The sequence below is a fragment of the Psychromonas arctica genome (assembly GCF_038155225.1).
Taxonomy (GTDB): Bacteria; Pseudomonadota; Gammaproteobacteria; order Enterobacterales; family Psychromonadaceae; genus Psychromonas; species Psychromonas arctica_B.
This window is the reverse complement of sequence record NZ_JBAKBA010000002.1, coordinates 134,260-146,969: the sequence shown is the minus strand read 5'-3', so window position 1 is coordinate 146,969 and position 12,710 is coordinate 134,260. Positions and strand designations below refer to the sequence as shown.

Annotated in this window: 14 protein-coding genes; 10 read left to right on the top strand and 4 right to left on the bottom strand. The window is 35.3% G+C overall.

Going from position 1 to position 12,710, the window contains the following annotated elements; genetic code table 11:
• Positions 1-47: 47 nt before the first annotated feature.
• Together V6255_RS01830 and V6255_RS01825 are read left to right on the top strand one after the other, a co-directional pair.
• Positions 48-659, top strand: a complete 612-nt coding sequence (locus V6255_RS01830) for a UPF0149 family protein (protein ID WP_341626612.1) — start codon at positions 48-50, stop codon at positions 657-659.
• Positions 660-736: 77 nt separating this feature from the next.
• The gene (locus tag V6255_RS01825; protein WP_341626611.1) at positions 737-1,447 is read left to right on the top strand and encodes a TIGR01621 family pseudouridine synthase; all 711 of its coding nucleotides are present in this window, start codon (positions 737-739) and stop codon (positions 1,445-1,447) included.
• 285 nt (positions 1,448-1,732) lie between these two features.
• Here V6255_RS01825 and xthA read toward each other — a convergent pair whose 3' ends face one another.
• From xthA to V6255_RS01810, 3 genes are all read right to left on the bottom strand, one after another.
• The gene (xthA, locus tag V6255_RS01820; protein WP_341626610.1) at positions 1,733-2,539 is read right to left on the bottom strand and encodes an exodeoxyribonuclease III; all 807 of its coding nucleotides are present in this window, start codon (positions 2,537-2,539) and stop codon (positions 1,733-1,735) included.
• 243 nt (positions 2,540-2,782) lie between these two features.
• A complete protein-coding gene (locus V6255_RS01815) occupies positions 2,783-3,019 on the bottom strand; it encodes a TIGR02647 family protein (RefSeq protein WP_160062009.1) in 237 nt (78 codons plus the stop codon).
• A gap of 249 nt (positions 3,020-3,268) precedes the next feature.
• On the bottom strand, positions 3,269-3,691 hold the full coding sequence (locus V6255_RS01810) for an outer membrane protein assembly factor BamE (RefSeq protein WP_341626609.1): 423 nt from the start codon (positions 3,689-3,691) through the stop codon (positions 3,269-3,271).
• A 244-nt stretch (positions 3,692-3,935) separates the two neighbouring features.
• On the opposite strand from V6255_RS01810, the gene hemA reads away from it, so the two are divergent.
• The 8 genes from hemA (at position 3,936) to rlmM (ending at position 11,115) form a co-directional block, all read left to right on the top strand.
• Entirely contained in the window at positions 3,936-5,201 is a 1,266-nt protein-coding gene (hemA, locus tag V6255_RS01805) for a glutamyl-tRNA reductase (protein ID WP_341626608.1), read from the top strand.
• 50 nt (positions 5,202-5,251) lie between these two features.
• Positions 5,252-6,343: a peptide chain release factor 1 gene (prfA, locus tag V6255_RS01800; RefSeq protein WP_341626607.1), complete on the top strand. Its 1,092-nt coding sequence runs from the start codon at positions 5,252-5,254 to the stop codon at positions 6,341-6,343.
• Positions 6,344-7,168 (top strand): peptide chain release factor N(5)-glutamine methyltransferase, encoded by an 825-nt coding sequence (gene prmC, locus V6255_RS01795; RefSeq protein WP_341626606.1) that lies wholly within the window; start codon positions 6,344-6,346, stop codon positions 7,166-7,168.
• 132 nt (positions 7,169-7,300) lie between these two features.
• Positions 7,301-7,687 (top strand): SirB2 family protein, encoded by a 387-nt coding sequence (locus V6255_RS01790; RefSeq protein WP_341626605.1) that lies wholly within the window; start codon positions 7,301-7,303, stop codon positions 7,685-7,687.
• Positions 7,688-7,690: 3 nt separating this feature from the next.
• Complete coding sequence (locus V6255_RS01785; RefSeq protein ID WP_341626604.1) at positions 7,691-8,551, top strand: SirB1 family protein; 861 nt, start codon at positions 7,691-7,693, stop codon at positions 8,549-8,551.
• Between the two features lie 54 nt (positions 8,552-8,605).
• Positions 8,606-9,451, top strand: coding sequence for a 3-deoxy-8-phosphooctulonate synthase (kdsA, locus tag V6255_RS01780; RefSeq protein WP_025565595.1), 846 nt, complete (start codon positions 8,606-8,608; stop codon positions 9,449-9,451).
• A 171-nt stretch (positions 9,452-9,622) separates the two neighbouring features.
• Positions 9,623-10,015, top strand: coding sequence for a DUF423 domain-containing protein (locus V6255_RS01775; RefSeq protein ID WP_341626603.1), 393 nt, complete (start codon positions 9,623-9,625; stop codon positions 10,013-10,015).
• A 14-nt stretch (positions 10,016-10,029) separates the two neighbouring features.
• Positions 10,030-11,115 (top strand): 23S rRNA (cytidine(2498)-2'-O)-methyltransferase RlmM, encoded by a 1,086-nt coding sequence (gene rlmM, locus V6255_RS01770; RefSeq protein ID WP_341626602.1) that lies wholly within the window; start codon positions 10,030-10,032, stop codon positions 11,113-11,115.
• A 333-nt stretch (positions 11,116-11,448) separates the two neighbouring features.
• Here the strand turns inward: rlmM and V6255_RS01765 are convergent, their stop codons facing one another.
• Entirely contained in the window at positions 11,449-12,525 is a 1,077-nt protein-coding gene (locus tag V6255_RS01765; protein WP_341626601.1) for a VanZ family protein, read from the bottom strand.
• Between the last annotated feature and the right edge of the window lie 185 nt (positions 12,526-12,710).

Below are 12,710 nucleotides of genomic sequence, written 5' to 3'. Positions count from 1 at the left end.
TATAGCGTCCAAAGTTCACCTATCAATAGATAATAATGAGATTTACAATGCCCGATCATCTAAATAATGTTTTTATGGATTTTATTACTTTTAATGAAAATCATAAGCAATCAGTTAATTTACACACTCCTTATTATCAACTTGGTTTTATTTGTAGTGTTCAAGCACTACCAGAATTAGTTGACCTTGAGCAGTGGTTGTCTTATTTATGGTTAGATGGAGTGGATATTAGCTTCGATAACGAACTGCAAGCTGCTGAATATGCTAAAAAAGTATTAACGTTAGTCTCTGAGATTCAAAATTTGTATCAACAAGCTATTCCATTAGATAATTTAAATAGTGGCCAATGGTTAACTGAACAAGAAACAGTAACCGATCATGCGATTCAGTTTGCCACTGGTTTTTTAGTTGCCATTGAGCTTTTCAATGATCAATGGGTATTGGTTGAACAAGATTTTAATACCCAGAACATCTTACAGACGACTATTTTATTGTTAAGTAAATTAGCGCCGGCTGACAATATTGATCAACAACATATCGAACTGTTAGCTCAATTACCTGAGCCAGTTGAAATATTAAGAATACTACCGCAATTACTAAGTAATTTAGCTTATAATGCAGGCCATAGTGCAGCGCAAAATGCGCCAGCTGATCTATAACGAATCAAGTAATGCCAAGCCATTATTTAATACCGTCTATCTAGAATCAGTCTTTTATAGTAATAATTGGAATAACCATGCTTGAAAAAATTGAAGCAAAAAACGCATACTTTTCATTAGTTGCAGAGAATGATGACTTTGTTGTTATTAATAAACACGCTGGAATTAACTTCCATAGTGAAGATGGAGAGTTTGGTGTTGTTGTTGCCGCTGAAAAGTTTTTAAAACAAAAGTTATTCAGTGTGCATCGTTTAGATAAAATGACATCAGGCCTTTTATTACTGGCTAAGTCATCACAGGTAGCAAGTGGTTTATCTGAATTGTTTAAAACACAACAAATTCAAAAATATTATTTAGCCATTGCAGATAAAAAGCCGAAAAAGAGCCAAGGCTTAATTAAAGGTGGAATGGAAAAATCGCGTCGTTCGATGTGGAAATTAACGCGTGGCCAAGATAATTTAGCCATTACTCAATTTTTTAGCTATTCATTAGGCGAGGGTAAGCGACTGTTTGTTGTTAAACCTAAAACCGGAAAAACACATCAAATTCGTGTTGCACTTAAAAGCGTAGGAAGTGCCATTATTGGTGACCCTATTTATGCTGCTGAAGAATCTTATCGTTATGATCGTGGTTATTTACACGCGTATCAAATTCAATTTACCTATGCTGATCAAGTTTTTAATTTTATGGCATTACCGGATACAGGATCTGAATTTTTGTCTGAGGCTTGCCAAGCTAAATTATCAACATTAACTGATTGTAGTTTATTGAGCTGGCCGAAAATTTAAAATAGCGAGTAAACATTATTTTTCATCTACTGACGGTTATAACTTTAATTGGCCATCAATACTGTTTTAAAAATGTGTAGTGATAAGAAAGTGGATTAATAAAAAAGTGGATTAATAAAAAAGTGTAGTGATAAAAAGGCTTGTTTACTACTGTAAGCAAGCCTTTTAATTTTTTGGGGTAGATAGTGTAATGATTAAATTTATTAGTTAGTGACACTGAACGTCATTTACTAAACTTTTACGCTCAATAATACCATTACTTCTCTTATACACTTTCAAAGGTTATTAAGCGAATTCAGTCCAGATTGGCGCATGATCTGAAGGTTTTTCAATGCCTCTTAATTCGTAATCAATGTCCGCTTCTACTGTTTTCTCTGCTAATGATGCTGTTGCTAAGACGACATCAATACGTAATCCTCGGTTATCATCAAAACCACGAGAGCGATAATCAAACCAACTGAATTTTTCATTTTCTTCTGGGTGCAATAAACGAAATGTATCGGTGAAGCCAAAGTTCATTAATGTTGCCAACCATTCACGTTCTTCCGGTAAGAAACTGCATTTTTTAGTTTGTAACCAGCGCTTTGCATTAACTTCACCAATACCGATATCTAAATCTAGTGGAGAAATATTAATATCGCCCATCACGATCACTTGCTCTTCTGCCGTGTGGTTTTCATTAAGATAAGTATTCAGGTCTTGATAGAATTGACGTTTATAAGGGTATTTAGTTTCATGTGTTTGATTTTCACCCTGAGGAAAGTAACCATTCAAAATGTGAACTGGTTGGCCATCTTCATCATCTACCGTTACCATGATCATGCGTTTTTGATGATCTTCATTATCAGTGGGGAAACCATACTGTACTGAAGTCGGTTTTTGTTTACATAACATAGCCACGCCATAATGCGCTTTTTGACCATGATAATAAACGTGATAACCCATTGCTTCTACTGCTTCAATTGGGAAAGCATCATTATGAACTTTGATCTCTTGCAGACCGATCACATCTGGTTGGTGCTTGTCGATGATTGCTTGTAATTGATGAAGACGTGCACGAAGCCCGTTAATGTTGAATGAAATAACTTTCATAGAAATTAGCCTTTACAGAATCGAAACGCTGAATGTACCTTGTTGCGCTTATTTACTCAACTGAGTAATAGAAATATTAAGCTGATTAAGTTAGAAATTCAAACATGTTGAGGAATGCTGAAGTACCTAAATTAAAATAGAGGCCGTAGTGAGCTCTTTAAAGATAATCGAGCTCACCATTGATTTATTCTGTTTATTTTAACGTCTACTACTATTAAAACAACTGCCATAAGGTAATCGAGTTTAATTTAAAGTGGTGATGACATGGCGTAAATGCTCGGCGGTCTCTAACCCACTATCAGTTAAATATCCTCCGTCATGTTGGGAAATAAGACCTTTATCAAATAGAGATTGAGCAGCTTGAATGACTGAATGCGCTGCTTCTTTATGAATTTTTAATCCTTCTAGTTGGGACGTTTCAGGGAATTTGGCAAGTAATTTCATTTCTTCTAAAAAAGTATCAGAGTAATTTTTAATCATCTTTTAATTCACTTCTATTGTTTAAGGAATTTTCATCATAGGCTTTGCTTTATAAAAAGCAAAAATTACTAGAAGGGAATTTGGGCTAGATCAATTCTCCATAAACTTATGTTATTAAAGGTGATTTAGCGCACTAAATAGATAGGTGGAGAGAAGGGTAAATAGATGAGGAATTTTACATAACTAAAAAAATGCAATAAAAAAGGAATGCGATAATGGCATTCCTTTTAAAATAATTTATGTTGTTATTTATTCTGAAGTCAATGGTACTTTTGTATCGTTAGTTTGCGCTGCTTCATTTGGCTCTTTTTTAACTTTAGGGTTTTTCACTAAAGGATTTTCTTCAGCTGTATTATCACTGCTTATTTCAATCAATTTACTATCGTCAAATGTTAATAGTATTTCTGACTGTTGCACTTCTTCTCCACCTGGTTTGATATAGCGAATATAATACCATTTTGACGAATCAAACTGGTCAATCAACATTGGAGATCCTAATACATAAATAATTTGTTGTTGAGTCATACCGATTTCTATTTCAGCTAATTTCTCACTATCGATATAATTTCCTTGTACAACATCAATTTGATATACAAATGTATCGTATAAAAAAGAGCAACCAGAAAGGGAGAAGGTAACAACAAGGCAGGCAAGTATTTTTTTAATAGTCATGGGCTCATCAATAATTAGGTGATAAAAATTCTGTGTCTGATAATACCCAAGCAAGGCTAACAAGTAAAAATATTAGCGAAGAAATTTTGTTAATCTGATTTATTGGGCTGAGTTATTACTTAATTGGTTAAAATTAAGACTAAATACTACGTAGAAACAGAGTTAGCTTTAAATTTAGCGTAAATTTACGTAGAATTCAGCTCTTTTGTTTTAATCCGTTTTCTTGTCTTTGTGAATTATATAAATGCCATTATTTGCGTTAGGAATTAATCATCAAACTGCTCCAGTAAAATTGAGAGAACAAGTTGCTTTTGCACCTGACTCTTTGAATACTGCTTATACCGATTTATTAGCACAACCCTTTGTGAAAGAAGCGGTAATCATCTCAACATGTAATCGCTGTGAAATTTATTGCAACTTTGAGGGTAACGATAGTAGTTCACTTCTGCGATGGCTGACTGACTTCCACAATATAGAACCAGGCAGTTTTGACGATAACTTTTATTGTTATCAAGATCAGCAAGCTATTTCCCATCTATTTCGTGTTTCCTGTGGGTTAGACTCATTAGTATTAGGTGAGCCACAAATATTAGGCCAAATTAAGCAAGCTTTTGCAGTTGCAAGTCATGCTAAAGCTGTTAATAAAAGTTTAAACAAGTGGTTTCAATATGCCTTTAAAGTTGCAAAGAAAGTACGAACAGATACTCAAATAGGTGCAAATGCAATTTCAGTTGCCTTTGCCGCAGTGAGTTTAGCAAGACAAATATTCAGTGATCTAAAACAAAGCCGAGTATTATTAATTGGTGCTGGTGAAACCATCGAGTTAGTAGGTAAATATTTACTCGAACATGAAGTGCCTAATATCACGATTGCTAACAGAACGTTAGCTCGAGCAGTTGAGTTGGTTGACAAGTTTGATGCAAAAGCAATTACATTAGGACAAATTCCAGATCAATTGTCTAAAGCAGATATTATTATTTCGTCTACCGCGAGTCAGTTACCAATCATTGGTAAAGGCATGGTCGAATGTGCATTAAAAGATCGCCGTCATCAGCCTATGTTATTTATTGATATTGCGGTCCCTCGAGATATAGAACCACAAGTTTCGGAGTTGAACGATGCTTACCTTTATAGCGTCGATGATTTACAAGGTATCATTGAAGAGAATAAGCAAGCACGAGTTGAAGCTGCGATAGAGGCTGAGAAAATCATTGAAATGGGTGTTAATGATTTTATTGCTTGGCAAGAATCATTAAAAGCAGTGGAAAGCATAAGATTGTATCGTCAAAATAGTGAGCAATTAAGAGATGAATTATTACAACGTGCTATTGCTTCATTAGCGAATGGCAATGACACTGAAAAAGTATTAAAAGAATTAGCATTTAAGTTGACCAATAAGCTTATACATCATCCAAGCCAAGCCTTAACTACCGTTAGCCAAACAGGTAACGAGCAAGATTTAACGCTACTTAGGTTGACATTAGGCTTAAGCCAAACAGATGAATTATAAGCACAAAAAGAATAGCTAGGCTATTTACCTATTCATAAGAAGAGATAAAAATGAAAGCATCAATTGTTGCAAAGTTAGAGATATTAGTTGAACGCTATGAGGAAGTTCAAGCGTTATTAGGCGATCCCGACACGATTAGCAACCAAGAAAAATACCGTGAATTAACCAAAGAATACTCGCAACTTGAAGAAGTTGTATTATCGTTTAAAGCATTCCAAACCGCACAGGAAGATTTAGCTGCTGCAGAACTTATGCTCGAAGACGATGACGAAGATATGCGTGAAATGGCGCAAGATGAAGTGGTTGAAGCTAAAAATGCTGTTGAAAAGTTAGCTGATGACTTACAAATTTTATTACTGCCAAAAGATCCTAATGATGACCGTAACTGTTTTGTTGAAATCCGTGCCGGTGCTGGTGGTGATGAAGCGGCTATCTTTGCGGGTAACTTATTCCGTATGTACAGCAAATTTTGTGATAGTAAAAAATGGCGCATGAGTATTATGACGAGCAATGCGAGTGAGCAGGGCGGTTATAAAGAAGTTATTATGCAAATTGAAGGCGATGGTGCTTACGGTCTTATGAAGTTTGAGTCAGGCGGCCATCGTGTGCAACGTGTTCCTGAAACAGAATCTCAAGGTCGTATCCATACGTCAGCTTGTACTGTAGTCGTGATGCCTGAAATTCCAGAATCTGAAGCGATTAAAATTAATCCTGCTGATTTAAAAGTAGATACTTTCCGTGCATCGGGTGCTGGTGGTCAGCACGTTAATAAAACCGATTCTGCTATTCGTATTACGCATGTACCAACAGGTACTGTCGTTGAATGTCAGGATCAACGTTCACAACATAAAAACCGTGCGCAAGCGATGTCAGTATTGCAAGCACGCTTACAACAAGCAGAAGATGAAAAGAATAATGCTGAAGAGCAAGATATTCGTCGCAGCTTAGTGGCAAGTGGCGACCGAAGTGAACGTATTAGAACTTATAACTACCCGCAAGGCCGTGTAAGTGATCATCGTATCAACCTAACTATCTACCGTTTAAACGAAGTATTAGAAGGTGAGTTAGAAGCGCTACTTGATCCAATTCTACAGGAAGATCAAGCTGATAAATTAGCTGCACTTGCACAGGGTGGCCTGTAATTGCGTATTGATGATGCGTTAATCTGGGCAGAGTACACGCTAGTGAATAGCGACTCTGCTTTATTGGATGCGCAGGTGTTATTGGCCTTTGTTTTAGGTAAAGAAACGATTTATCTAATGACTTGGCCTGAGCGCGATTTAAGTGCACAACAAAAGTTACAGTTTGAAGACTTGATTGAAAAACGCGTTAATGGTCAACCTGTTGCCCATTTAACAGGAGAGCGTGAATTTTGGTCTTTACCGCTGAAAGTCAATAACAGCACCTTAATTCCAAGACCTGATACGGAAATATTAGTTGAAATAGCGCTGACTAAAAGTACTGTTAACGCGCATATTTTAGATCTAGGAACAGGTACAGGAGCAATCATTCTTGCTCTTGCAAGTGAATTGCCTAATGCCGTATGTACTGGTGTCGACTTTAGTGAAGAAGCTGTTCAGTTAGCGATTGAAAACCGTGACAGCTTGCAGTTTAATAATGTCAGCATTTATCAAAGTAACTGGTTTGAAAATATACAAGATCAGTTTGATATTATTGTTAGCAACCCCCCTTACATTGATGCTAACGATGTGCACCTTAAACAAGGTGATGTGCGTTTTGAACCTTTATCTGCGCTAGTGGCTAATGAACAAGGTTTGTCGGATATTCGACATATTTGCGAACAGGCTAAACATCACTTAAAAGAAGGAGGGTGTTTGCTCTTTGAACATGGTTTTGAACAAGGTGCTTTAGTGCAAGCAATTTTACGAGAAAATGGTTTTATTAATATAAAAACAGAACAAGATTATGCTAAAAATGACCGAGTTACTTTAGGTCATTTAGCGTAACTTGTAACAAGTAATCACATTAATGGACTGATATTACTGGTTAAAAAATAATTAGTTAAAGACAAACTAGCTAAACATAAAGGTTAGTAATGCCTTATCAGTAAGCATTTATTATTTATAAATAGGACGAACATGTATTCAATTTTAAAACACACCCACATGACATTCATTTTATTAGCTATCGTCATGTTTATAGTCAGATTTTATTGGCTTAAATCAGGCCATGCTAACGCACAAAAAGCCGTATTTAAAAAAATACATATACATACCAATGTTGCAATTATCTTACTTGGTTTAGCATTAATGGGGCTATTACACTTTAATCCTTTTGCTGAAGGTGGATACTGGTTATTAGAAAAAATGATCGCTTTTGTTGCATATTTCTCAATGGTACAAGTAGCATTAAATACAAATACCAAAACACACATTCAATGGTTAGCGTTTATTGGTGCTTTCGGTTGGCTTGCGTATATCGCTAAATTAGCATTCACTAAACAAGCCATTTTATTAGTGGGGTAGACAGTGGAATTAGACGAACTGGGTGTTGTTGAACAACCCGTTGTTAACACGAGCATTATTCATGAAGCGATAGATTATAGTGCTTTTTCTCTTTTACAATTAGCCAGTATGGCTGAAGCTGAAATTACTGGACAATCAATCTTACAATTTCAAGATTCAATGCGTTTACAATTGATTATTGTTAAGTCACAAGTAAGAAATAAAACGGAACAAAACTTAGATAAACTGCAAACTTTATTAAATAGTGTTTACCATGATCAAGGTTTTAAAGGTGATTGGAAAGCATTTTTCAAAGTTAAAAATGCATTAGTATCAAAAGTATTATCACGTCGCAAAGGTGTGCCCATTAGCTTAGGTATTCTATTAATAGAGATGTTAAAAGAGACAGGTTTCAGTGCTTTTGGTATCTGTTTTCCAAGTGGATTTATTGTTAAAGTCGAACTTGAAAACGGGACTGTTTATATTGACCCCTTTAATGGTGATATTGTTGATATTCAACAATTAGAATTAAAAGTACGTGGTCAGTTAGGTAACCATGCTCGTTTAACACCTGAGATGTTGCAAGCAGATAGTACGGAAACTATTATTAAACGTTACGTTAGCGTATTAAAAGCAGCTTATATTCAAGCTGAAAATATTGAATTAGCATTACTGTGTAGTGATATTTTATTACGTTTAGACCCTGAAGATGCTTTTGAAGTAAGAGACCGAGGTTTTTTGTTTCAGCAATTAGATTGTTTTCAGCTGGCATGTAATGATTTTACTTATTTTATTGAGCAATGCCCTGAAGACCCAATCGTTAATTTATTAAAACGACAAATTAAACAAATGAATGATGAGCATAATGCTCAAACTATTCATTAAACAAACTAAGTAACTTTTTGGCAGCTACGGTTGCTAATGAATAAGAGAGTAAAGATGAGCCAGAAAATTATCAAAGTAGGCAATATTGATGTTGCAAACGATCGTCCATTTGTTTTATTTGGTGGGATGAATGTTTTAGAGTCTCGTGATCTCGCGATGAAAATGGTTGAAACGTATGTTGAAGCTACTTCTAAACTGAACATCCCATATGTATTTAAAGCATCTTTTGATAAAGCAAATCGTTCTTCAATTAACAGCTACCGTGGACCTGGTCTAGAAGAAGGTTTACGTATTTTTGAAGATATTAAATCTACTTTTAATGTACCAATTATTACCGACGTACATGAACCGTACCAAGCAAAACCAGTTGCTGAAGTCGTTGATGTTATCCAGTTACCTGCTTTTTTAAGTCGCCAAACTGACTTAGTACAAGCAATGGCTGAAACCAACGCGGTTATTAATGTTAAGAAAGCACAATTTTTAGCACCACATGAAATGCAACATATCATCACTAAGTTTAAAGAAGCGGGTAATGATAAAATTATCCTATGTGAACGAGGCAGCTGTTTCGGTTACAACAACCTTGTTGTTGATATGTTAGGTTTCAGTACGATGAAAGAAACTGGTTACCCAGTTATTTTTGATGTGACACATTCACTTCAAAAACCAGGTGCGCGTTTAGATAGTGCTGATGGCCGTCGTAGCCAAGTAGTACAACTAGGTTTAGCGGGTATGTCACAAGGTATTGCAGGGTTATTCTTGGAGTCTCACCCTGATCCTACTAATGCTAAATGTGATGGTCCATGTGCATTACCACTCGATAAGTTAGTACCATTCTTAACACAAATGAAACAAATGGATGACTTAGCAAAAAGCTTAGAGCCTATTGTCACTGAATAGTTAATACTGAATAGTTAATACTGAATAAAGACTAGTGACAAGTGTTGCCAAACAATTGTCACTAGGTAATGACGACTCTACATAATTGCTATTAATTTTTTAATAGCAATGACTAAGTCACTGTTATTAAAAAACGGTTACTAAGTTCTGCAATAAATAAGGTTATTAACATTGCTGATAACTAAACAATCACGTTGTTTTATCGCCATCGCTGCCTTACTAGGTGCAACGGCGGTTATGTTTGGCGCTTATGCAAGTCACGGTTTGTCGACTTGGGCAAGCACAGCGCAAGTCTCTCAGGTACAAGTTGCTGCACAATACCAGCTGTTTCATGCCATCGCATTAATAGTGATATCACTATTAAGTTCAATGTTTACAAGTCGGTTACTGATCATTAGCTTATATTGCTTCACATTGGGTACTGTATGTTTTAGCGGTAGCCTATATTACTTAGTATTTTTAGGCTCAAAATTATTAGTATTAGTGACTCCATTAGGTGGTTTGTTACTCATACTCGCTTGGTTATTTGTTGCTATTGCCATGCTATTTACACAAAGAAAATAAAGGTTTAAGTCTGTATGTTAGGTATTCTGTTATATTGTCGTCCTGGTTTTGAAAATGACTGTGCAAATGAAATCCAAGCTAAAGCGAGTGAGTTAGAAGTTTTTGGTTATATTAAAACCCTTAAAAATAGTGGTTTTGTTTTATACCATTGCTATGATTCAACACAAGTGGAGGCATTATCAGAGCAGATTAATTTTGCTCAACTTATTTTTGCTCGTCAAATGATTGTTGCGGTCGCACTGCTTGAAGACTTACCTGCAGATGACAGAATTACCCCTATTTTAGACATTACACGTAACTTACCAATGGCAGGTGATGTCTATGTTGAATGTCCTGAAGGCGATGAAACTAAACCTTTACTTACTTTTTGTCGTAAATTCACGGTTCCTTTTAGACAAGCGCTTAAAAAACACAATAACTTAACGAATAAAGAAAACCTAAAAAAGCGACGTATACATGTTTGTTTCATGGATTATGAAACCGCCTATGTTGGATACTCTTTACCTAAAAATCGCAGCGAATTGCATATGGGTATCACTCGTTTACGTTTTCCTAATGAAGCACCTAGCCGTTCAACACTTAAGTTAGACGAAGCCTTCCAAACGTTCTTAACCAAAGAAGAACAAGAAGCGCGAGCGCATTCAGGTTTACGGGCTGTTGATCTTGGCGCATGTCCTGGTGGTTGGACTTACCAGTTAGTACGACGTGGTATGTTTGTAAGTTGTGTTGATAATGGTGCAATGGCCGATAGTTTGATGGAAACAGGGCAAGTCACTCACTTTATGGAAGATGGCTTTAAGTTTGAACCTGAGCGTAAAAATATTCATTGGTTAGTTTGTGATATGATTGAAAAGCCTAAGCGAGTCGCTAAATTAATGGCGCAGTGGTTAATTGATGGTTGGTGTAAAGAAGCTATTTTCAATCTTAAATTACCAATGAAACAACGTTATCAAGAAGCGACTGATGATTTGAAATTACTGACGGATATGATTGAAGAAGCGGGATTCAATTATGAATTACAAGCGAAGCATCTATATCATGATCGTGAAGAAATCACTGTTCATGTTCGTTTAACGGATAAAGTATACGGGCCTTTGTAAAGTCTTCAATAAAATATATATTGATTGATAACATATGCTGAACGGTTATCAATAAAAAGAGAGACTAATGAGTCTCTCTTTTTATTTGTGTTGCTAGAACAATAAATTATACCAATCACATTACATAAGAACTCTAATTTGCACAGAAAAAATGACTGATTTTAAGGCGTAAGTTGAGATCTTTCTAAGATTAACTTCGTTAATCATCTCTCAGATTATTAATTAAAAAATGTTAATTCTTTAATGACCGCTCTCTTTACGAAACTTACAACGAATCAATAGGTTATTTAGCAAGTAAAATCGTTCAGTTAATGAGTGTGATTGGTATTAATATCACTGTAAATATAATTGATCGATATAAAGGTTAATTGGTCCATTTAATTCATACATATAAAAATCAACTCCTGCCATTTTACTTAAATCCATCTCTCTTAACTGAACTCCATCTTTGATTGTATTTAATGGAATGCTAATCTCACTGAAGCCTGGTTCAATATGTAATTTTTTCTCGTAGCGATCTTTATAGTTTGGTTTTGATTTATTGTAATGTTCATCTGTAACCAACAAAGTCACGGGTAATGTGTCAAGTTGCGTTCTTTCTACGTTCTCGTCTGTCTTAATCTCTGCTGGGGTAGCGGTATTAGGATTATAAAAGCGTATTACTAGTGTTTTGTAACCTTGCCAATCTCCTTCGAAATAACGTAAAGCGACGCCACTATATTCACGAGGAACAAAAGTCACTTTCATCATTTTATTAATGCTTGGCGACGATTGACTTAGTTGTCTATTTAGCTGCTTATCTAATTGCTCTGGTATGACTAAGGATAAAGGCTGATCTGCTTTCCAACGTGTCAGTGCAACGTCGTGTTCAAAAGAGGCTAATACGGGGTATTCAACCTTTGCTTTAATTTCATCATAAATACACAGTACAGAAGGGGAAAGTAAATAACTAAACAAGCAATAATAAATTAGCTTATAGCACCAATGAATAAAGTGACGACTGAACAAAATGATGCTGAGTAATAAGCCGACATAATTTAAAAAAACATCTGCTAGCTCTCTAGAGCGCCCAAAGAAAGGTTGTATTAATTCAATCGATATTCCAAAAATAAAACAAAAAACAGTCATCAATAAAAATTGTTTTTTGAGCGATGCCGCCTTTATAGTCGGTTGATAAAGCAGGAATAACGATCCCCAAAAAGCAAATACAGTGACGTGTCCAATAGGCCATAATGCATCGATTAATCGTTCTGAAATAATAGTTTGAATATCAAGAAATAAGAGTAAGAAAAAACATAATGAAATAATCGAAAGTGCTATTTTTTTAAACATTTTTATCTCATGTGAAATAAATAAAATAGTAGAAAGAGAGTTGATTTTATCATTACTATTTATTGACTTACAAAACAAATAAGCGTCAAAAGTAATAAAGAGCAAAAAAGAATAAATGAGGCTGAGTGATGACTTAATAGTGATGAATGTTAATACAGTGACCGCATACTCTTTAATGCTGAAAGTCGTTCATTGCCATCTTACTTACTGCCATTTAGTTAATTGATTTATTATTAATAGCTTTTCGTTAATAGAAAAGGGCT